The organism is Hydrogenophaga borbori (assembly GCF_003417535.1).
Taxonomy (GTDB): Bacteria; Pseudomonadota; Gammaproteobacteria; order Burkholderiales; family Burkholderiaceae_C; genus Hydrogenophaga; species Hydrogenophaga borbori.
In genome coordinates, this window is the sequence record NZ_QVLS01000001.1 from 175,918 (window position 1) to 196,176 (window position 20,259).

Sequence of the window (20,259 nt, forward strand, 5' to 3'; positions counted from 1 at the left end):
ACAAGCCATGCCCCCCGCCTCGATCCCGTTGCGCTTCCGCTGCCTGCTGCTGGCGGTGGCCGCGCTGGCCAGCACCGGCGCCGCCGCCCAGGCCGACGCCGGCTACCCCAACCGGCCGCTGCGTGTGGTGGTGCCGTACCCGCCCGGCGGCAACACCGACGACATGACCCGCGAGGTGATGAAGGAGCTGTCGGCGCGCCTGGGCCAGACCATCGTGGTGGACAACAAGCCTGGGGCCAACAGCATCATCGGCACCGAGTCCGTGGCCAAGTCGGCGCCCGACGGCTACACCCTGGGCGTGGTGATCGGCGCCTACGCCATCAACCAGTCGCTCTACAAGAAGCTGCCCTACACGCCGCAGTCGCTGGTGCCGGTGTCGCTGATGACGCGCACGGCCCTGGTGCTGGTGGCCGCGCCGCAGATGCCGGGCGCCTTCAAGGACTTCGTCGCCCTGGGCCAGAAGGGCCAGCCGCCACTGAGCTACGCCACCAGCGGCAAGGGCGGGGTCAACCACATCCTGGGCGAGCGCTTCGCTGTCGCCACCGGCCTGCGCGGCGCCTTCGACGTGGCCTACAAGGGCTCGAACGAGGCGCGTGGCGACCTGCTGACCGGCCGCGTGCAGTTCAGCTTCGACGCCATTCCCACCATGGAGCCGCACATCGCCAAGGGCGCGGTGCACGCCCTGGCGGTGACCAGCCACCAGCGCTCGCCGCAGCTGCCCAACGTGCCCACCATCGGCGAGCTGGGCCACCCGGAGCTGGTGACCTACGCCTGGGCCGGCCTGCTGGCGCCGGCGGGCACGCCACCCGCCATCGTGGACAAGCTGTCGCGCGAGATCGCCCAGGTGATGAAGAACCCCGAGTTCCAGCAGCGGCTGGCGCGCAAGGGTTCCGAGGGCATCGGCGGCACGCCGGCCGAGTTCGGTGCCTTCCTGCGCGAGGAGGTCGACACCGCCGGCCAGATCGTGCGCCGCCTGGGATTGAGCGCCGACTGATGAACCGCACCGCTTCCAAGACCGTCACCATCGGCGGCGCCTGTGCCTTCGTCGGCGACAGCATCCTCGGGCCGCGCCAGCTGGTGGCGGTGCCGGGCATGCAGTACCTGGTGTTCGATTACCTGGCCGAGATGACGCTGTCCAGCTTCGCCCACACCCGCCAGGGCGACCCGGCGGCCGGCTGGGCCAGCGAGTTCGTCGAGCTCACGCTGCGCGAGATCCTGCCGGCCTGCCAGCAGCGCGGCATCCGCCTGGTGGCCAACGCGGGCGGCCTGAACCCCGCCGGCTGCGCCCAGGCCATCGAGCGGCTGCAGCGCGAGCTGGGGACGCAACTGAAGGTGGCCTGCGTCGAGGGCGACGACTGCCTGGACCTGATGCCCGGGCTGCGCGCGGCGGGCGTGGCGGACTTCTACACCGGCGAGGCCATGCCGGCCGAACTGGTCAGCGCCAACGCCTACCTGGGCGCGCTGCCCATCGCGCGGGCCCTGGCGATGGGCGCGGACATCGTGGTCACCGGGCGCATCGTCGACAGCGCGACCACGCTGGGCGTGCTGATGCACGAGTACGGCTGGACACCCGACGACCACGACGCCCTGGCCATGGGCTCGCTGGCGGGCCACATCCTGGAGTGCGGGCCGCAGGCCACGGGCGGCATCCACACCGACTGGCACACCGTGCCCGATTGGGAAAACATCGGCTACCCCGTCATCGAATGCCACGGCGCCGACCACTTCGTGGTGAGCAAGCCCGCCGGCACCGGCGGCCTGGTCACGCGCGGCACGGTCAGCGAGCAGATCCTGTACGAGGTGGGCGACCCGGCCCGCTACCGCTTGCCCGACGTCTGCTGCGATTTCACCGGCGTCACCGTCACCGAAGCCGGTCCCGACCGCGTGGTGGTGCGTGGCGCGCGCGGTCGGGCACCCGGCCCGCACTACAAGCTGTCCGCCGCCTACCTCGACGGCTACCGCTGCGTGGCGCAGCTGCCGGTGTTCGGCATCGACGCGGTGCGCAAGGCGCGCCGCACCGGCGAGGCGCTGCTTGGCCGGGCCCGCGCCATGGCGCTGGCGCGCGGCCTGGGCGATTTCGAGAAAGTGGCCGTGGGCGTGGTGGGCGCGGAGGACGGCTACGGTCCGCGCGCGCGCGCCTTTGACCTGCGCGAGGCGATCGCGCGCGTGGCGGCGACGCACCCGCGCCGCGAGGCCCTGGAGCTGTTCTCGCGCGAGGCGCGCGTGCCCGGCGTGTCCTTCGCGCCCGGCACCACCACCGGCAGCGCGCTCATGTTCAACAGCCGGCCCGTGGTGGAGCCGCGTTACCGCCTGTTCACCTGCCTGGTGGACAAGGCGCGGCTGGCGCCGCCGCGCGTGACGCTGGGCGCGCAGTGCGTGAGCGTGCCCATTCCCGCCGGTGCTCCGCAGGCCGCGGCGCCCGCCGTGGCCCCGCGCGCCGACGCCGCGACCGCGCGCGGGCCCGGACCCGGCGGGCGCCGCGTGCCGCTGGTGCGCCTGGCCTGGGGCCGCTCGGGCGACAAGGGCAACACCTCCAACATCGCCGTCATCGCGCGCCGGCCGGCCTTTCTGCCTTTCATCGAGGCGGCGCTGAGCGCCGAGGCGGTGAAGGCCTACCTGGCCCACCTGGTCGAGGGTGCCGTGGTGCGCCACGCGGTGCCCGGCCTGCACGCCCTGAACTTCGTGCTGGACGGCGCGCTGGACGGCGGTGGCCCCAGCTCGCTGCGTCCCGACCCCATGGGCAAGGGCATGGCCCAGCAGCTGCTGGAGTTCGACATCCCCGTGCCCGACGACCTGGACGTCTGAGGCCGGCGAACGCTTCCCACCCCGCCCGGCACCGCCCGGGCCCCACAGAGGACACATCGCATGCTGGAACTTCACTATGGCCCGGGCACCTGCTCGTTCGTGGTCCACGCCGGCCTGGAAACCATCCGGGCGGCGATCGGCCAGGACTTCGCGGCGCACGCCGTGCGCCTGCACAAGGGCGAGCACCTGAGCGCCGCGCACCTGGCGCTCAACCCCCTGGGCCAGGTGCCCGTGCTGGTGGCCGAGGGCCGGCCGCTGACCCAGGTGCTGGCCATCGCCGATTACCTGGACCGCCGCTTCCCCCAGGTGGGCCTGCTGCCCACCGACCCCTGGGCGCGCGCGCAGGCGATGTCGCAGCTGGCCTTCATGAACAACACCGCGCACCCCACCTTTGCCCACGTCTTCAAGCCCCACCTGTTCGCCGAGGACGGGGCCGCGCACGCCGAGCTCAAGCGCTTCAACACGAAGCGTTTCCGCGATCACCTGGAGCGCATCCAGGGCTGGGTGGCGCAGGCCACGCCGTTCTGGTTCGGCGAGCGGCCGTCCTTTCACGACGCCTACGCGCTCACCCTGCTGCGCTGGGGCGGCTACGCGGGCATCGACCCGCAGGGCCTGCCGGCGCTGTGGGCGCACGCGCAGCGCGTGGCCGCATCGGCGCCGGTGGCCGCGGCCATGGCGCGCGAGAAGCTGGAACTCAACGTTTACCGCGCCGCGGCCTGAGGGAGCCCCACCATGGACTTTGCAAGCTATTCGTCGCTTCGGTTCGCGCGCCGGGGCCGCGTGCTGGAGATCACCATGAACCGGCCCGACAAGCTCAACGCCATCGACGAGCGCATGCACGCCGAGCTGGCGCGCGTCTTCGTCGAGGCCTCGGGCGACCCGGACAGCGACGTGGTGGTGCTCGGTGGCGCGGGCCGCGCCTTCTCGGCCGGCGGCGACATCGACTGGATGCAGAAGATGATCGACGAGCCGGGCGCCTTCGAGACCACCGCCCGCGAGGGCAAGCAGATCGTCTACTCTCTGCTCGACTGCGAGAAGCCGCTGGTGGCCAAGCTCAACGGCCACGCCACCGGCCTGGGCGCCACCATCGCGCTGTTCTGCGACGTGGTGTTCGCCGCCGAGACCGCCAGGATCGGCGACCCGCACGTCAGCGTGGGCTTCGTGGCGGGCGACGGCGGCGCGGTGATCTGGCCGCAGCTCATCGGCTACGCGCGCGCCAAGGAGTACCTGATGACCGGCGACCTGATGAGCGCCGCCGAGGCCGCGCGCATGGGGCTCATCAACCACGCCGTGCCGGCGGCCGAGCTGGACGCGCGCGTGGCGCAGTTCGCCGATCGGCTGGCCGGCGGCGCGGTCAAGGCCATCCGCTGGAGCAAGATGGCCGTGAACATCGGGCTCAAGCAACTGGCCCATTCGATCATGGACGCCTCGCTCGCCTACGAGGCCCTGTCCAACCGCAGCCAGGACCACCAGGAGGCGGTGAACGCCTTCCGCGAGAAGCGCGCACCGGTGTTCACCGGGCGCTGAGTCCGCGATGGCCAGTCCCGACCACGAGCCCCCGTCGCCCGCGCAGCTGCAGGGGCTGAGCGTGAGCGCGCTCATCGATCGGCGGGCGCTGCAGCGGCCCTCGGCCATCGCCCTGTCCGCGCGCGCCGCCGCCGGGCACCGCGAGCGCCTGAGCTATGCGCAGCTCGCGCGCTGGCAGCGCCGCGTGGGCGAGGGCCTGGCCCGCCTGGGCGTGGCGCGCGGCGACCGCGTGGCCGTCTACCTGGACAACGACGCCGGCCGCGAGGCGGTGCTCACGGCGCTGGGCTGCTGGGCCATTGGTGCGGTGGTGGTGCCGCTCAGCACCCGCGGGTCCGACGGGCAACTGGCCCAGGCCCTGGCGCTGGTGCGGCCCCGCCTGGTGGTGGGCCTGGCCGCCAGCGCGCCGCGCCTCGCGGCGGCCAGCGAGCTTCCCCTGGCGCTGCTGGACGGACCCCAACCCGCCTGGCCGGCGACGCTGGACGGGCCGGCCCCGGGGCCGGCCGAGGCGGCCGGCCCGTCCGTGTCCCCCACCGAACCCGCCTGCCTGCTGTTCACCTCGGGCACCACGGCCCAGGCCAAGGCGGTGGTGCACACGCACCGCAGCCTGCTGCACGCGGGCCTGGCCATGGGCGCCGCCGTGGGGCTGGTGGCGGGCGACCTCTACCAGGGCGCGTTTCCCTTCTTCACGAGTTCCTGCCTGAACCTGGGCTGCATGTCCTCCTGGGTGCACGGCGCGGGTTTCGTCATGGAACACCACCTGGACAGCGCGCAGCGCCTGGCCCTGGCCGACGCCGAAGGCACCACCGTCTACCACGGCGTGCCCTCGGTGATCCAGCTCATGCTGGCCGAGGCCGAGCGCGGCGCCGAGGGCCTGCGGCGCGTGCGGCGCCTGGCCTACGGCGGCGCGGCCATGCCGGCGCCCCTCATCGGGCGCGCGGCGGTCCGCTGGCCCTGGATGGAGCAGGTGCACGTCTGGGGCATGACCGAGAGCGGCCCGGCCGGGGCCTACCTGCCGCCGCACTGGCTGCCGGCCAAGGCCGGCCTCATGGGCCAGGCCATGCCGCACTGCGAGCTGCGCGTGGTGGACGGGGCGGGGCGGCCGGTCGGCCCCGGCACCCCGGGCGAGCTGCTGTTCCGCGGCCCCAGCCTGGCGGCCGGCTATTTCGAGGACCCCGAGGCCACCGCGCTCGCCTTCCGCGACGGCTGGCTGCACACCGGCGACCTGGTGGTGGCCGACGGCGACGGGCTGCTGCGCTTCATCGACCGCGTGAAGGACGTGATCAACCGCGGCGGCCTGAAAGTGTCCTCGGCCGCCGTTGAGGCCGCGCTGCTGCGCTTCCCGGGCATCGCGGACGTGGCCGTCGTGGCGGTACCCGACGAACGGCTGGGCGAGGAGGTGGCCGCCTGCGTCGTTCCGGCGCCGGGCCACACCCTGGACACGCAGACCCTGGGCGAGTGGTGCCGCGCCCACCTGGCTCGCCACGAGGTGCCGCGCCGCTGGGCGGTGATGCCGGCGCTGCCGCGCAACCCCATGGGCAAGGTGCTCAAGCGGGAACTGCGCCAGGCGCTGGCGGACGGGGGCGGCTGAGCCTCGCCCGCCGGGACCCTGGCGGCTGGCTAGGCGGGGGCCGGGGCCTGGGTCTATCATCCATGCTTATATTTCCAACCAAGCGCGGATGCCATGGCCGACATGATCGCCAGTGATGCCCAGGTCGAGAAAGGGCGGGTCTTCGAACTCGCCGCCGAGCTCTTCGGCGTGCTCTCCACCCCCATGCGGCTGCGCATCCTCAGCGCCTTGTGCGACCAGGAAAAGTCGGTCTCCCAGCTGCTGCGCGAGATCGACACCACCCAGCCCAACCTGTCGCAGCACCTGAACCTCCTCTACCGCTCGGGCGTGCTCGCCAAGCGCAAGGACGGTACGCAGGTGTTCTACCGCGTGCAGAGCGAGAAGGCCGTGATGCTGTGCCGCACCGTCTGCACCCAGATCGCGATCGAGATGGACGAGCCGGCCTCGGTGCCGGCGTCCGAGCGGCTGTCGCCGCGCGTGGCGCCCTGAGCACGCCCGCCGGTCACGCCCGCTTCACCACCCGTCACAGTATCGGCGTGGGCTTTGGCCCATGATCGCCCCCTTGGCGCGGGGCGGTGGCACAATGCCGTTCGCAGTCAGGTCCTTCCCATCACTGTCGCATCCGCCAACCGGTCCAGCCGTGTCGCGGAAGGTTGTCTTAACCAGCTAATGTCTTCCCGAGGAAGACGGAGGTCAGCGGATCCATGAGCGATACCCCATCGAACGCGGGCAACATCTACGTTGCCTATCAGGGCAACTCGTATCTCTTCGGCGGCAACGCGCCGTACGTGGAAGAGATGTACGAGAACTACCTCGCCAACCCCACGAGCGTGCCGGACAACTGGCGCGAGTACTTCGACGCCCTGCAGAACGTGCCCGCGGTCGACGGCAGCAACGCCAAGGACGTCCCGCACCTGCCGGTCGTCAATGCCTTCGCCGAGCGCGCCAAGCAGGGCGGCACCACCGTGGTGGTGGCCTCCGGCGCCGATTCCGAGCTGGCCCGCAAGCGCACCGCCGTGCAGCAGCTCATCGCGGCCTACCGCAACGTCGGCGCCCGCTGGGCCGACCTGGACCCGCTCAAGCGCGCCGAGCGCCCCCACATTCCCGAGCTCGAGCCCTCGTTCTACGGCTTCACCGACGCCGATTACGAGACGGTGTTCAACACCAGCAACACCTTCTTCGGCCGCGACTCCATGTCGCTGCGCGACCTGCTGAACGCGCTGCGCGAAACCTACTGCGGCTCCATCGGCGCCGAGTACAACTACATCACCGACCAGAACCAGAAGCGCTGGTGGCAGGAAAAGCTGGAAGCCACGCGCACCCGCCCGGCCTACAACGCCGAGAAGAAGAAGCACATCCTGGAGCGCCTGACGGCCGCCGAGGGCCTGGAGCGCTTCCTTCACACCAAGTACGTCGGCCAGAAGCGCTTCTCGCTCGAAGGTGGCGAGAGCTTCATCGCCTCCATGGACGAGCTGGTGCAGCAGGCCGGCCAGGCCGGCATCCAGGAAATCGTCATCGGCATGGCCCACCGCGGCCGCCTCAACGTGCTGGTCAACACCCTGGGCAAGATGCCCAAGGACCTGTTCGCCGAGTTCGACCACACCGCGCCCGAGGACCTGCCCGCCGGTGACGTGAAGTACCACCAGGGTTTCAGCTCCGACGTCGCCACCCCCGGTGGCCCGGTGCATCTCTCGCTGGCCTTCAACCCCTCGCACCTGGAGATCGTCAACCCGGTGGTCGAGGGCTCGGTGCGCGCCCGCATGGACCGCCGCGGCGACCCCCTGGGCAAGCAGGTGCTGCCCGTGCTGGTGCATGGCGACGCCGCCTTCGCCGGCCAGGGCGTGGTCATGGAAACCCTGGCGCTGGCCGAGACGCGTGGCTATTCCACCGGCGGCACGGTGCACCTGGTCATCAACAACCAGATCGGCTTCACCACCTCCGACCCGCGCGACAGCCGCTCCACCCTGTACTGCTCGGACATCGTGAAGATGATCGAGTCGCCCGTGCTGCACGTGAACGGCGACGACCCCGAGGCCGTGGTGTTCGCCACCCAGCTCGCGCTCGAGTTCCGCCTGGCCTTCCAGAAGGACGTGGTGGTCGACATCGTCTGCTTCCGCAAGCTGGGCCACAACGAGCAGGACACCCCCAGCCTGACCCAGCCGCTGATGTACAAGAAGATCGCGGCCCACCCCGGCACGCGCAAGCTGTACGCCGACCGCCTCGCGGCCCAGGGCCTGGGCGAGACGCTGGGCGACGACATGGTCAAGACCTACCGCGCCGCGCTCGACGAGGGCCGCCACACGGTGGACCCAGTGCTCACCAACTTCAAGAGCAAGTACGCGGTCGACTGGAGCCCCTACCTGGGCAAGAAGTGGAGCGACAGCGCCGACACCGCGATCCCGCTGACCGAGTGGAACCGCCTGGCCGAGCGCATCACCACCATCCCCGACACCGTGACGCCGCACCAGCTGGTGAAGAAGGTCTACGGCGACCGCGCGGCCATGGCCCGCGGCGATATCCCGGTGGACTGGGGCATGGGCGAGCACATGGCCTTTGCCTCGCTGGTGGCCAGCGGCTTCCCGGTGCGCCTGTCCGGCGAGGACTGCGGCCGCGGCACCTTCACCCACCGCCACGCGGTCGTGCACGACCAGAACCGCGAGAAGTACGACGAGGGCACCTACATCCCGCTGCAGAACGTGGCCGAGAACCAGGCCCCGTTCGTGGTGATCGACTCCATCCTCTCGGAAGAGGCGGTGCTGGGCTTCGAGTATGGCTACGCGTCGAACGACCCGAACACCCTGGTGGTGTGGGAAGCGCAGTTCGGCGACTTTGCCAACGGCGCGCAGGTGGTGATCGACCAGTTCATCGCCTCCGGCGAAGTGAAATGGGGCCGCGTCAACGGCATCACCCTGATGCTGCCGCACGGCTACGAAGGCCAGGGCCCCGAGCACAGCTCGGCCCGCCTGGAGCGCTTCATGCAGCTGGCGGCCGACACCAACATGCAGGTGGTGCAGCCGACCACGGCCAGCCAGATCTTCCACGTGCTGCGCCGCCAGATGGTGCGCCCGCTGCGCAAGCCGCTGATCCTGTTCACGCCCAAGAGCCTGCTGCGCAACAAGGACGCCACGTCGCCGCTGTCCGAGTTCACCAAGGGCGGCTTCCAGACCGTCATCCCCGAGCAGAACGCCGAGGTGGTGAAGAAGGCCGAGAAGGTCAAGCGCGTGATCGCGTGCTCGGGCAAGGTCTACTACGACCTGGTCAAGAAGCGCGAGGAGAAGGGCAGCGAGGACGTGGCCATCATCCGCGTCGAGCAGCTCTACCCCTTCCCGCACAAGGCGTTCGCCGCCGAGCTCAAGCGCTTCCCGAACGCGGCCGACATCGTGTGGTGCCAGGACGAGCCGCAGAACCAGGGCGCCTGGTTCTTCGTGCAGCACTACATCCACGAGAACATGCTCGAGGGCCAGAAGCTGGGCTACGCCGGTCGCGCGGCCTCGGCCTCGCCGGCGGTGGGCTACGCCCACCTGCACCAGGAGCAGCAGAAGCAGCTGATCGACGCCGCCTTCGGCAAGCTCAAGGGCTTCATCCTCACCAAGTAAAGACAGTCTGTCGGGTGCGTGGCCTCGCGGTCGCGCCGCCAGGCGCCCGACGCTTCCCCTATAGAACGAACGCACGGAACAGAACATGGCAATCGTTGAAGTCAAAGTCCCGCAGTTGTCCGAATCGGTGGCCGAGGCCACGCTGCTGCAGTGGAAAAAGAAGGTCGGTGAGGCGGTGTCCGCCGACGAAATCCTGATCGAGATCGAGACCGACAAGGTGGTGCTGGAGACCCCGGCTCCCGCTGGCGGCGTGCTCACCGAAATCCTGCAGGCCGACGGCGCCACCGTCGTCGCCGACCAGGTGATCGCGCGCATCGACACCGCCGCCGTGGCCGGCGCCGCCGCGCCGGCGGCTGCCCCTGCGGCCGCCGCGCCCGCACCGGCCCCCGCCGCCGCCGCCGCCGTGTCGAGCAGCAAGGCCGGCGTGGCCATGCCCGCCGCCGCCAAACTCATGGCGGACAACAACCTGGCCGCGGGATCCGTGGCCGGCACCGGCAAGGACGGCCGCGTCACCAAGGGCGACGTGCTGGCCGCCGTGGCCGCACCCAAGGTCGCCGCGCCGGTGGCCATCCCCACGGGCGCGCCCACCAAGGCCTTGCCGCAGGTGCCGGTGGCCGCTCCCAACCTGGGTGAGCGTCCGGAAGAGCGCGTGCCCATGACGCGCCTGCGCGCCCGCATCGCGGAGCGCCTGCTGCAGTCGCAGTCCACCAACGCCATCCTCACGACCTTCAACGAGGTCAACATGGCCCCGGTGATGGAAATGCGCAAGAAGTTCCAGGAGAAGTTCGAGAAGGAGCACGGCGTCAAGCTGGGCTTCATGAGCTTCTTCGTCAAGGCCGCTGTGCACGCGCTCAAGAAGTACCCGGTGCTCAACGCCTCGGTCGACGGCAACGACATCGTCTACCACGGCTACTTCGACATCGGCATCGCCGTCGGTTCGCCGCGCGGCCTGGTGGTGCCCATCCTGCGCAACGCCGACCAGATGAGCTTCGCCGACGTCGAGAAGAAGATCGCCGAGTTCGGCCAGAAGGCCAAGGACGGCAAGCTGGGCATCGAGGAAATGTCCGGCGGCACCTTCTCCATCAGCAACGGCGGCGTCTTCGGCTCCATGCTGTCCACGCCCATCATCAACCCGCCGCAGTCGGCCATCCTGGGCGTGCACGCCACCAAGGACCGCGCCGTGGTGGAGAACGGCCAGATCGTGATCCGGCCGATCAACTACCTCGCCATGTCGTACGACCACCGCATCATCGATGGCCGCGAGGCCGTGCTGGGCCTGGTCGCCATGAAGGAAGCGCTGGAAGACCCCGCGCGCCTGCTGTTCGACATCTGAGGACCGCACGATGAGCCAGCAATTCGACGTCATCGTCATCGGCGGCGGCCCCGGGGGCTACATCGCGGCCATCCGCGCCGCGCAACTGGGCTTCAAGGTGGCCTGCATCGACGAGTGGAAAAACGCCAAGGGCGGTGCCGCCCTGGGCGGCACCTGCACCAACGTGGGCTGCATCCCCTCCAAGGCGCTGCTGCAGTCGTCCGAGCACTACGAGCACGCCGGCAAGCACTTCGCCGAGCACGGCATCGAGGTCAAGGGCCTGAGCCTGGACGTGGGCCAGATGCTCAAGCGCAAGGACCAGGTGGTCGAGCAGAACAACAAGGGCATCGAGTTCCTTTTCAAGAAGAACAAGGTGGCCTTCTTCCACGGCCGCGGCTCGTTCGTGAAGGCGGTCGAGGGGGGCTACGAGATCAAGGCCGGCGAGGAGAGCCTCGTCGGCAAGCAGGTCATCGTCGCCACCGGCTCCAATGCGCGCGCGCTGCCCGGCGCGCCCTTCGACGAGGAGAACATCCTTTCGAACGACGGCGCCCTGCGCGTGGGCGCGGTGCCCAAGAAGCTGGGCCTGATCGGCTCGGGTGTCATCGGCCTGGAAATGGGCTCCGTCTGGCGCCGCCTGGGCGCCGAGGTGACCATCCTCGAAGGCCTGCCCACATTCCTGGGCGCGGTGGACGAGCAGATCGCCAAGGAAGCCAAGAAGGCCTTCGACAAGCAGGGCCTGAAGATCGAGCTGGGCGTGAAGGTCGGCGAGGTCAAGTCCGGCAAGAAGGGTGTGTCCATCGCCTACGCCAACGCCAAGGGCGAGGCGCAGACGCTGGAGGTGGACAAGCTGATCGTCTCCATCGGCCGCGTGCCCAACACCATCGGCCTCAACGCCGAGGGCGTGGGTCTGCAGCTCGACGAGCGCGGCGCCATCGTGGTCGATGGCGACTGCCGCACCAACCTGCCGGGCGTCTGGGCCGTCGGTGACGTGGTGCGCGGCCCCATGCTCGCGCACAAGGCCGAGGAAGAGGGCGTGGCGGTGGCCGAGCGCATCGCGGGCCAGCACGGGCACGTGAACTTCAACACCATCCCCTGGGTGATCTACACCAGCCCCGAGATCGCCTGGGTGGGCGAGACCGAGCAGCAGCTCAAGGCCCGCGGCGCCGCCTACAAGGCCGGCACCTTCCCCTTCATGGCCAACGGCCGCGCGCGCGCGCTGGGCGACACCACTGGCATGGTGAAGTTCCTGGCCGATGCCGCGACCGACGAGATCCTGGGCGTGCACATCGTGGGCCCCATGGCCAGCGAGCTCATCTCGGAAGCCGTGGTGGCGATGGAGTTCAAGGCCAGCAGCGAGGACATCGCGCGCATCTGCCACGCGCACCCCTCGCTGTCCGAGGCGACGAAGGAAGCCGCGCTGGCCGTCGACAAGCGCACGCTGAACTTCTGACACCGCCTTGAGCGTCCGCAGCGCCTACGAGGCCGCGCTCAAGGAGCGCGGCTACACGCCCGACCCGGCCCAACTTCGGGCCGTGGACGCGCTGGAGCGCTGCGCGCAGGAGTGGACCCAGTACAAGCAGAAGCGCTCGAACGCGCTGAAGAAGCTCATCAACCGGCCGGACGTCCCGCGCGGCGTGTACATGTTCGGCGGGGTGGGGCGCGGCAAGAGCTTCCTCATGGACTGCTTCTTCCACGCCGTGCCGCTCAAGCGCAAGACGCGGCTGCACTTCCACGAGTTCATGCGCGAGGTGCACCGCGAACTGCGCGACCTGCAGGGCACGCAGAACCCGCTGGACGTGCTGGGCGAGCGCATCTCCCGGCGCTACAAGCTGATCTGCTTCGACGAGTTCCACGTCGCCGACGTGACGGACGCCATGATCCTGCACCGCCTGCTGGACTCGCTGTTCCGCAACGGCGTGGGCTTCGTCACCACCTCGAACTTCCACCCCGACCAGCTGTACCCGCAGGGCTTGCACCGCGACCGCATCCTGCCGGCGATCGAGCTGCTGAAGGAGCGGCTGGAGGTGGTGAACGTGGACAACGGCACCGACTACCGCCAGCGCACGCTGACGCACATCGCGCTGTACCACACGCCGCTGGGCCCCGAGGCCGACGCGGCGATGGAAGCCACCTTCAACCAGCTCGCGGAGGTGGGCGACCAGAGCCCGGTGATGGGCATCGAGTCGCGCCAGATCCAGGCCCTGCGCCGCGCGGGCGGGGTGATCTGGTTCGACTTTCGCACCCTGTGCGGCGGACCGCGCTCGCAGAACGACTACCTCGAGATCGCGAGCCAGTTCCACACGGTGCTGCTGTCCAACGTGCCGCAGATGTCGGTGCGCATGGCCTCGGAGGCGCGGCGCTTCACCTGGCTGGTGGACGTGCTCTACGACCGGCGCTGCAAGCTCGTGCTGTCGGCGGCCGTGCCGCCCGAGGCGCTGTACCTCGAAGGTCCCCTGTCGCACGAATTCCCGCGCACGGTGTCGCGCCTGACGGAAATGCAGTCGCAGGAGTACCTGGCCCTGCCGCACCGGGTGGTGGACACGGCGCTGACCTGAGCGCGGCGCTCAGATCAAGGGGTCGAGCTTGACGACCACCAGCGAGAGGTTGTCTCCCGTCCCCCGCGCCCGGGTGCGCGCCTTCTGGATCAGGAACTCACAGGCCTCGCGCGGCGAGAGCATGGCGATGGTGCTGGCCAGCTCCTCGGGCGAAAAGTAGTGCCAGATGCCGTCGCTGCAGGCCATCAGCGCGTCGCCCGCGTTCAGCTTGGGCACCGCGTGCAGGTCGATCGGCGGGTCGTTCTCGGTGCCCAGGCAACCCATCAGGATGTTGGCGTGCGGGTGGTCCAGGGCTTCCTGTTCGGTGATCTCGCCCTGGTTGACCAGGGTCTGCACGTAGGAGTGGTCCGTCGTGCGGTGCAGCAGCTTGCCCTGGCGGAAGTGGTAAACCCGGGAGTCGCCGGCGTGCACCCAGTGGCTCTCGCCGTTGGGCAGCAGCAAGAAGGCCGCGATGGTGCTGTGCGGCTCCTGCTCGGCCGACACCGCCGTCAGCTTGATCACCATGTGCGACTCGTTGACGATCTGCTTGAGCAGGGCCCGTGGGTCGTCGGTTTCGGGGTCGAAGCGGTTGAACAGCTGGCGTGCCGTGAGCATCACCTGGTCCGAGGCCTTGCGGCCGCCGCTGCGCCCGCCCATGCCGTCGGCCAGCACGGCCAGCAGGCAGTTGGGGATGCGCGTGTGCTGCATCAGTTCGACCTGGTCCTGCTGGTAGTCGCGGTCACCCTTGTGGATGCCGGTCGATGCCAGGATGCGATAGCCTTTGCTCATATGGATTCGATCGGTTGGAGCGGCGGGGGCGCGGTGGTCGCAATGGTATCCACTAATCCCCGTCCGGCCGGCCGGACGGGGGAGGCCCGCGTGCGCCTCGCACGGCGGCCCGATGAGGCCCGCCTCGCGGCGCGCTGCGCGCAGGCGTTCGCATGAGCGAACTCGGCGCCCGCGTGGCACAGGCACTCGCGCCCGGTGGCGCGCTGGCCCGGGCCTGGCCCGGCTGGACCGCGCGAGCGGCGCAGGCCGCCATGGCGCAGGCGGTGGCGCAGGCCATCGAGGGCGGGGGCGCGCTGCTGGTCGAGGCCCCGGCGGGCAGCGGCAAGACCCTGGCTTACCTGCTGCCCTGGCTGCTGTCGGGCCGGCGCGCGCTGGTCTCCACCAGTACCCACGTGCTGCAGCGCCAATTGGCCGAGCGCGACCTGCCGCGCCTGGCCAGCGCCACCGGCCAGCCGGTGCGCGTGGCCCTGCTCAAGGGCCGCGGACGCTACGTCTGCCTGGCGCGCCTGCAGGCGGCGGTGGAGCAGGGCCCGCGCGCGGGCGCGCCGGCCGAACACGCCTGGTTGCGTGAACTGCTGGCCTGGGCGGAGCGCGGCGGCGATGGCGACCTCGACCAGGTCGCCGGCACCGACGCCATCGCCGGCCTGCACGGGCGCATCACCTCCACCAGCGAGAACTGCGCGCGCCAGGCCTGCGCGCGCTGGGCCGATTGCCACGTGGAGCGCGCGCGCCGCGCCGCGCTGGCGGCCGACGTGGTGGTCATCAACCACCACCTGTGGCTGGCCGAGCTGCAGCGCCACCACCTGGGTCGCCCGCGCCTGCTGCCGGAGGTGGACGTGGTGGTGTTCGACGAGGCGCATGCCCTGCACGCGCTGCGCGCGCAACTGGGCGCCGAGGCCTTCGACCAGGCGGCGCTGCAGCGCCTGTGGGCCGATCTCGCCGCGCTGGCCGACGGCCCGCTGCGCGGCCTGCAGGCGTGGCGGCTGCTCGCGCACGACGGGCAATCGGCCACGCGCGCGCTGGCCCAGGCGCTGGCGGCGCTGCCGCCGCGCGAGGGCCGGCAGGCCTGGCCTCTGGGCGATCGACTGGCGCCCTGGCGGCTGGCCCACGCCGTCGCCGCGGCGCAGGCCGCGCTCACGGCCAGCGGCGAGGCCGATCCGCGCCCGCGCCGCCTGTTGGAGCGCACCCGCTCGATGGCGCAGGTGCTGCACACGCTGCTGAGCAGCGAGGACCCGTCGGCGGTCTGGCTTGATTGGCGTTCGCCCGGAGACTGGACCTGCCTGCGGCCGGCGGCGCAGGGCCAGGATGTGGCCGCGCTGGCCCTGGCCACCGCGGCGCCGCTGGGCGCGCGCAGCGTGGTGCACGCCTCGGCCACGCTCGGTCTGGACGACGCACTGGGCTGGCACCGCCAGGCCCTGGCGGTGGATGCCGCCTGGTCGCCGCGCGCGCTGCGCCTGGTGGCGGACGACCAAGACCCCAGCGCCGCCGCGCTGTTTGTGCCCGAGGACCTGCCCGAGCCCGCCGAGGCCACGCACGCGCAGGCCCTGGCCGAGCGCATCGTGCCCTGGATCGCGCGGCTGGGCGGCCGCTGCCTGGTGCTGGCCACCACGCGGCGCGCGGCGCAGCGGATCGCGCAGGCCCTTCAGGCGCGCGCCCGGCCGGACTGGCGGGTGTTGCTGGTGGGCGAGCGCCCCACGCACGCCGCGCTGGAGGCCCTGCGCCGCGCGGGCGGCGCGGCGCCCACGGTGGTGGTGGCCAGCGGCGCGCTGTGGCAGGGCATCGACGTGCCGGGCGAGGCCCTGCAGCTGCTGGTGATCGACAAGCTGCCGTTTGCGCCGCCCGACGACCCCTGGCTGCGGCAGCGCCTGGCGCGCGCCCAGGCGCTGGGCGCCGACCCGTTCAGCGAGGTGCAGCTGGCCGACGCGGCGATGGCCCTGCGACAGGGGGTGGGGCGACTGATCCGCCGCGCGGGCGATCGGGGCCTGATCGTGATCGGCGACGTGCGCCTGCGCCGGCGCGCCTACGGCCCGGCGCTGCTGGCGGCGCTGCCGCCCAGCCGCTGGCTGGACACGGAGGCGGAGGTGGACGCGTGGCTGGGCGAACTGGCGGCGCTCACCAGAGCTTCCACCACGGATCGCTCGACTTCTTGAAGCCGTGCTCGACGTACTCGCTGTTCGGGTAGCTCGCGCGCATCACCCGCGCGGCGTCGTCGCGCAGCTGGGTCATGCCCAGGGCGTCGTAGGACTGCACGAGGATGTACAGCGCCTCTTCGAGCGCGGGCGCGTCGGTGTAATCGGTCAGCGCCGACTGCGCGCGGTTGATGGCCGCCAGGTAGGCGCCCCGGCCGAAGTAGTAGCGCGCCACGTGCACCTCGTACTGCGCGAGCGAGTTCACGATGTAGCGCATGCGCGCCACCGCGTCCGGCGTGTAGCGCGACTGGGGAAAGCGCGTGCTCAGCTCGCGGAAGGCCTCGTAGGATTCCTTGGCCGCCTTCTGGTCGCGCTCGGACAGGTCCTGGCGCGCCAGCGAGCCGAAGAGACCCAGGTTGTCATTGAAGTTGACCAGACCCTTGAGGTAGAGCGCGTAGTCGAACGCGGGGCTGGCCGGGTGCAGGCGCATGAAGCGGTCCAGCGTGGCCAGGGCCTGCGCGGGCTCGTCGCCGCGGTACTGGGTGTAGGCCTTGTCGAGCTGGGCCTGCTGCGCCAGCGGCGTACCGGCGGCGCGGCCTTCGAGCTTTTCGAACAGGGTGACGGCGCGCGCGTAGTTGCCGGCGTCGCGCTCGTCCGTGGCCTCGCTGTAGAGGCGGTTGGGGCTCCAGCCAATGGTCTCATCGACCGGGGTCGTGCTGCAGCCCTGCAGCAGCAGCGCCAGGGCGACGGCGGCCAGGGACGGGGCCGATAATCCACGGCTCAACTTCAAGGGCATGGCGCTGGAACAGGACTCGTTGAACGAAGCGGACAGTATATCGGCCGGGGGTGTGGCGCCCGAGGGCGAGCCCTGGGACGAACAGGCCGAGCAGCGCCGCCACGAGGTCCCCGCCGGGCTGCATGGCTGGCGGCTGGACCGCGCGCTGGCCGCGCTGGTGCCCGAGTTCTCCCGCTCCTACCTGCAGCAGCTGCTGGCCGACGGCGGCGTGCTCTGGCGCGAGCGCGCCTGCACCAAGGCTGCCACGCGCGTGTCGGCGGGCGACACGGTGGTGGTCGCGCTGCGGCCCACGCCGCAGGCGCGCGCCTTTGTGGCCGAGCCCATGGCGCTGGACCGGGTGTTCGAGGACGAGCACCTGCTGGTCATCGACAAGCCCGCCGGGCTGGTGGTGCACCCGGCGGCCGGGCATTGGGGCGGCACGCTGCTCAACGGCCTGCTCGCGCACCACCCGGGCGCCGCCGCGTTGCCGCGCGCGGGCATCGTGCACCGGCTCGACAAGGACACCTCGGGCCTGATGATGGTCGCCAAGTCGCGCCCCGCCATGCAGGCGCTGGTGAGCGCCATCGCTGCCCGCGAAGTGGGGCGCCAGTACCTGGCCATCGCGCACGGCGCCTGGCGGCACGAGGGCCTGCGCACGGTGCGCGAACCGATCGGCCGCGACCCCCGCAACCGCCTGCGCATGGCGGTGGTGGGCGAGGGCGCGGGCAAGCCGGCGCAGAGCGACTTCCTCGCCCTCGACCGCTGCGGCGAGGCCATGCTGGTGGCCTGCAAGCTGCACACCGGGCGCACGCACCAGATCCGCGTGCACATGGCCTGGCTGGGCCATCCGCTGGTGGGCGACACGCTGTACGGCGGCCGGCCGCTCTGGGGCCTGCAGCGGCAGGCGCTGCACGCGGCGTCGCTGCGCCTGTCGCACCCGGTTTCCGGGGTGCCGCTGGCCTTCTGGCGCGACCCGCCCGAGGACCTGACCGCCGCCTTGGCCGCCGGGGGGCTCCGGTACAATCCGCCCCCTGCCGGCCAGGGCCTGATCGACTGATCCGCCCGCATCGGCGGACGCCCCTTTCGCGGCCCGTGCCGCGGCCCATGCCCGGGACCTCTTCCCCGGCCCCGCCCACCCAGAGCCCATTCTTCGCGGCCCCGGCGCCGAGCGACCAAGACCATCATGAACACCACGGATGCCAAGCGTGTCCTCGAGACGGCCCTCATCTGTGCCGCGCAGCCGATGACGCTGCGCGAACTCTCGGTGCTGTTCGACGGCGAACTCGCCAATGACACCCTCAAGACCCTGCTGGGCGAGCTGCAGCTCGAATGGACCGGGCGCGGCGTGGAGCTGGTGCCCGTGGCCAGCGGCTGGCGCTTCCAGAGCCGGCCCGAGATGCGCCACTACCTGGACCGCCTGCACCCCGAGAAGCCGCCGCGCTACTCGCGCGCCACGCTGGAGACGCTGGCCATCATCGCCTACCGCCAGCCCGTGACGCGCGGCGACATGGAGGACATCCGGGGGGTCACCATCAACTCGCTGATCCTCAAGCAGCTGGAGGACCGCGGCTGGGTCGAGGTGATCGGCCACCGCGAGACCGTGGGCCGTCCGGCGCTGTTCGCCACCACCCGCCAGTTTCTCGACGACCTGGGCCTGAGCTCGCTCGACCAGCTGCCGCCGCTGGAGGCCAGCGGGGTGCAGGAGTCCTCGCTGGGCTCGCTCGATTTCGAGAGCCTGGCGGCGCAGCTGCCGGTCGAGGCGGGCGAGGGCGGCGATGCCGCTGGCGATGCCGCTGGCGATGCCGCGGCCGAGCCGCCCGCCGAACGCTCGGCCGACGAGACCGCCACCCTGGCCGAGGGCAAACCGCCCGCGGCCGAAGAACCCGCCCCTGAGGACGATTCCGATGAGCCCGGCCACCCCACGCAAACCCCGGCCTGATCGGCCCAGCGCCAGCAAGCCCCGGTCCGATCGGCCGCGCGCCAGCCAGCCGCGCACCGACGCGGCGCGCGTCGACAAGCCGCGCACCGAGCGCCCGCGGCGCGCGGACGCACCCGCGGCCGACGCCGACGCCCTGCGCTTCGACGAGGTCGTCAGCGGCGCCTTCGACGAGGCCCAATCGCAGGCCCCCGAGGCGCCCGCCGAGCCGGCCAAGCGCGTGCTCGCGCCCGAGGCCGAATCGCCCAAGCTGCACAAGGTGCTGGCCCAGGCCGGCCTGGGTTCGCGGCTCGAGATGGAGCAACTCATCGTGCAGGGCCGCCTCTCGGTCAACGGCCAGCCCGCCCACATCGGCCAGCGCATCCAGCACGGCGACCAGATCCGCCTGGACGGCAAGCCCCTGCGCGTGCGCCTGCAGCCGCCGGCGCCGCGCGTGCTGGCCTACCACAAGCCCGCCGGCGAGGTCGTCACCCACGACGACCCGCAGAACCGCCCCACGGTGTTTCGCCGCCTGCCGCGCCTGTACCAGGGCAAGTGGCAGTCGGTGGGGCGGCTCGACCTCAACACCGAGGGCCTGCTGCTGTTCACCAACGCCGGCGAACTGGCCAACCGCCTGATGCACCCGCGCTTCGGCCTGCAGCGCGAGTACGCCGTGCGCGTGCTCGGCGCCATCTCCAACGAAGAGCGGCAGCGCCTGCTGGACGGCGTCCAGCTGGAAGACGGCATGGCGCAGTTCCAGTCCATCGAGGACGGCGGCGGCGAGGGCGCCAACTGCTGGTACCGCGTCACCATCGGCGAAGGCCGCAACCGCGAGGTGCGCCGGCTGTTCGAAGCCGTCGGCCATGCCGTGAGCCGGCTCATCCGCATCCGCTACGGGGCCGTGGTGCTGCCGCGCGGCCTGCCGCGCGGGGCCTGGATCGAACTGGGCGAGCGCGACGTGCAGCGCCTGGGCCAGGCGGCCGGCCTGGCCGATGCCACGCCCCGGGGCTCGCGCGGCGACGCCCCGGCCCCGGTCAGCGCGCGCCGCCGCCAGGGGCCGGGTCCCAAATCGCCGCCGCCCAAGCCGTCCGCGCCGCGCCGCGCCGAGGGCGCCGCGGCCCGCGGTCGAAGCAGCGGCGGCCCGCCCGATCCGATGAAGACCAGCCAGGGCTACATCGGCCACGACGCGGTGCAGCGCCAGCGCCGCCAGGGCGGCAAAGCCCCGGGCAAAGGCATCGGCAAACCCCCCCGTCCACAGGGGCGCCGCCCCAGGGGCTGACACTTCCGCCATGTAGAATGGCGGGCTTTGC

At 71.6% G+C, this 20,259-nt stretch carries 16 protein-coding genes; 14 read left to right on the forward strand and 2 right to left on the reverse strand.

Annotated elements, in window-relative coordinates; translation table 11 throughout:
• Nucleotides 1-7: 7 nt before the first annotated feature.
• The 10 genes from DY262_RS00850 (at nucleotide 8) to zapE (ending at nucleotide 13,362) form a co-directional block, all read left to right on the forward strand.
• A complete protein-coding gene (locus DY262_RS00850) occupies nucleotides 8-994 on the forward strand; it encodes a Bug family tripartite tricarboxylate transporter substrate binding protein (protein WP_181936366.1) in 987 nt (328 codons plus the stop codon).
• The gene (locus DY262_RS00855) at nucleotides 994-2,805 is read left to right on the forward strand and encodes an acyclic terpene utilization AtuA family protein (protein ID WP_116957115.1); all 1,812 of its coding nucleotides are present in this window, start codon (nucleotides 994-996) and stop codon (nucleotides 2,803-2,805) included. Before DY262_RS00850 ends, DY262_RS00855 begins: the two co-directional genes overlap by 1 nt.
• Nucleotides 2,806-2,865: 60 nt before the next feature.
• Nucleotides 2,866-3,525 carry a glutathione S-transferase family protein gene (locus DY262_RS00860; RefSeq protein WP_116957116.1) on the forward strand — a complete coding sequence of 220 codons (660 nt, stop codon included), beginning with the start codon at nucleotides 2,866-2,868 and terminating at the stop codon, nucleotides 3,523-3,525.
• A 12-nt stretch (nucleotides 3,526-3,537) separates the two neighbouring features.
• Nucleotides 3,538-4,332, forward strand: coding sequence for an enoyl-CoA hydratase-related protein (locus DY262_RS00865; protein WP_116957117.1), 795 nt, complete (start codon nucleotides 3,538-3,540; stop codon nucleotides 4,330-4,332).
• A gap of 7 nt (nucleotides 4,333-4,339) precedes the next feature.
• Nucleotides 4,340-5,920, forward strand: a complete 1,581-nt coding sequence (locus tag DY262_RS00870) for a class I adenylate-forming enzyme family protein (protein WP_116957118.1) — start codon at nucleotides 4,340-4,342, stop codon at nucleotides 5,918-5,920.
• A gap of 93 nt (nucleotides 5,921-6,013) precedes the next feature.
• Nucleotides 6,014-6,388: an ArsR/SmtB family transcription factor gene (locus tag DY262_RS00875; protein ID WP_070400036.1), complete on the forward strand. Its 375-nt coding sequence runs from the start codon at nucleotides 6,014-6,016 to the stop codon at nucleotides 6,386-6,388.
• A 215-nt stretch (nucleotides 6,389-6,603) separates the two neighbouring features.
• A complete protein-coding gene (locus DY262_RS00880; protein ID WP_116957119.1) occupies nucleotides 6,604-9,495 on the forward strand; it encodes a 2-oxoglutarate dehydrogenase E1 component in 2,892 nt (963 codons plus the stop codon).
• A gap of 85 nt (nucleotides 9,496-9,580) precedes the next feature.
• Nucleotides 9,581-10,828 carry a 2-oxoglutarate dehydrogenase complex dihydrolipoyllysine-residue succinyltransferase gene (gene odhB / locus DY262_RS00885; protein WP_116957120.1) on the forward strand — a complete coding sequence of 416 codons (1,248 nt, stop codon included), beginning with the start codon at nucleotides 9,581-9,583 and terminating at the stop codon, nucleotides 10,826-10,828.
• Between the two features lie 10 nt (nucleotides 10,829-10,838).
• Entirely contained in the window at nucleotides 10,839-12,257 is a 1,419-nt protein-coding gene (gene lpdA, locus DY262_RS00890) for a dihydrolipoyl dehydrogenase (RefSeq protein ID WP_116957121.1), read from the forward strand.
• 7 nt (nucleotides 12,258-12,264) lie between these two features.
• The gene (zapE, locus tag DY262_RS00895) at nucleotides 12,265-13,362 is read left to right on the forward strand and encodes a cell division protein ZapE (RefSeq protein WP_116957122.1); all 1,098 of its coding nucleotides are present in this window, start codon (nucleotides 12,265-12,267) and stop codon (nucleotides 13,360-13,362) included.
• A 9-nt stretch (nucleotides 13,363-13,371) separates the two neighbouring features.
• Here zapE and DY262_RS00900 read toward each other — a convergent pair whose 3' ends face one another.
• Nucleotides 13,372-14,130 carry a PP2C family protein-serine/threonine phosphatase gene (locus tag DY262_RS00900; RefSeq protein ID WP_116957123.1) on the reverse strand — a complete coding sequence of 253 codons (759 nt, stop codon included), beginning with the start codon at nucleotides 14,128-14,130 and terminating at the stop codon, nucleotides 13,372-13,374.
• A 152-nt stretch (nucleotides 14,131-14,282) separates the two neighbouring features.
• On the opposite strand from DY262_RS00900, the gene DY262_RS00905 reads away from it, so the two are divergent.
• Nucleotides 14,283-16,280, forward strand: coding sequence for an ATP-dependent DNA helicase (locus tag DY262_RS00905; RefSeq protein WP_116957124.1), 1,998 nt, complete (start codon nucleotides 14,283-14,285; stop codon nucleotides 16,278-16,280).
• On the opposite strand, the gene DY262_RS00910 is transcribed toward DY262_RS00905, so the two are convergent.
• A complete protein-coding gene (locus tag DY262_RS00910; protein WP_070400043.1) occupies nucleotides 16,243-17,055 on the reverse strand; it encodes an outer membrane protein assembly factor BamD in 813 nt (270 codons plus the stop codon). The two genes, DY262_RS00905 and DY262_RS00910, sit on opposite strands and share 38 nt — an antisense overlap.
• On the opposite strand from DY262_RS00910, the gene DY262_RS00915 reads away from it, so the two are divergent.
• The 3 genes from DY262_RS00915 (at nucleotide 17,054) to rluB (ending at nucleotide 20,228) form a co-directional block, all read left to right on the forward strand.
• Entirely contained in the window at nucleotides 17,054-18,091 is a 1,038-nt protein-coding gene (locus DY262_RS00915) for an RluA family pseudouridine synthase (protein ID WP_116957125.1), read from the forward strand. The genes DY262_RS00910 and DY262_RS00915 overlap by 2 nt on opposite strands.
• A gap of 126 nt (nucleotides 18,092-18,217) precedes the next feature.
• Nucleotides 18,218-18,973 carry an SMC-Scp complex subunit ScpB gene (scpB, locus tag DY262_RS00920; protein WP_116957527.1) on the forward strand — a complete coding sequence of 252 codons (756 nt, stop codon included), beginning with the start codon at nucleotides 18,218-18,220 and terminating at the stop codon, nucleotides 18,971-18,973.
• The gene (gene rluB, locus DY262_RS00925; RefSeq protein ID WP_181936367.1) at nucleotides 18,939-20,228 is read left to right on the forward strand and encodes a 23S rRNA pseudouridine(2605) synthase RluB; all 1,290 of its coding nucleotides are present in this window, start codon (nucleotides 18,939-18,941) and stop codon (nucleotides 20,226-20,228) included. The genes scpB and rluB overlap by 35 nt, the downstream gene beginning before the upstream one ends.
• Nucleotides 20,229-20,259: the final 31 nt, after the last annotated feature.

Excerpts from the sequence above, each read along its gene's own strand:
- DY262_RS00915 (WP_116957125.1), top strand. The coding sequence starts at position 17,054 with ATGGCGCTGGAACAGGACTCGTTGAACGAAGCGGACAGTATATCGGCC.
- DY262_RS00875 (WP_070400036.1), top strand. The coding sequence starts at position 6,014 with ATGGCCGACATGATCGCCAGTGATGCCCAGGTCGAGAAAGGGCGGGTC.
- odhB (WP_116957120.1), top strand. The coding sequence starts at position 9,581 with ATGGCAATCGTTGAAGTCAAAGTCCCGCAGTTGTCCGAATCGGTGGCC.
- lpdA (WP_116957121.1), top strand. The coding sequence starts at position 10,839 with ATGAGCCAGCAATTCGACGTCATCGTCATCGGCGGCGGCCCCGGGGGC.
- DY262_RS00910 (WP_070400043.1), bottom strand. The coding sequence starts at position 17,055 with ATGCCCTTGAAGTTGAGCCGTGGATTATCGGCCCCGTCCCTGGCCGCC.
- DY262_RS00855 (WP_116957115.1), top strand. The coding sequence starts at position 994 with ATGAACCGCACCGCTTCCAAGACCGTCACCATCGGCGGCGCCTGTGCC.
- rluB (WP_181936367.1), top strand. The coding sequence starts at position 18,939 with ATGAGCCCGGCCACCCCACGCAAACCCCGGCCTGATCGGCCCAGCGCC.
- DY262_RS00850 (WP_181936366.1), top strand. The coding sequence starts at position 8 with ATGCCCCCCGCCTCGATCCCGTTGCGCTTCCGCTGCCTGCTGCTGGCG.
- DY262_RS00905 (WP_116957124.1), top strand. The coding sequence starts at position 14,283 with ATGAGCGAACTCGGCGCCCGCGTGGCACAGGCACTCGCGCCCGGTGGC.
- DY262_RS00870 (WP_116957118.1), top strand. The coding sequence starts at position 4,340 with ATGGCCAGTCCCGACCACGAGCCCCCGTCGCCCGCGCAGCTGCAGGGG.
- DY262_RS00865 (WP_116957117.1), top strand. The coding sequence starts at position 3,538 with ATGGACTTTGCAAGCTATTCGTCGCTTCGGTTCGCGCGCCGGGGCCGC.
- DY262_RS00900 (WP_116957123.1), bottom strand. The coding sequence starts at position 14,130 with ATGAGCAAAGGCTATCGCATCCTGGCATCGACCGGCATCCACAAGGGT.
- scpB (WP_116957527.1), top strand. The coding sequence starts at position 18,218 with ATGAACACCACGGATGCCAAGCGTGTCCTCGAGACGGCCCTCATCTGT.
- DY262_RS00880 (WP_116957119.1), top strand. The coding sequence starts at position 6,604 with ATGAGCGATACCCCATCGAACGCGGGCAACATCTACGTTGCCTATCAG.
- DY262_RS00860 (WP_116957116.1), top strand. The coding sequence starts at position 2,866 with ATGCTGGAACTTCACTATGGCCCGGGCACCTGCTCGTTCGTGGTCCAC.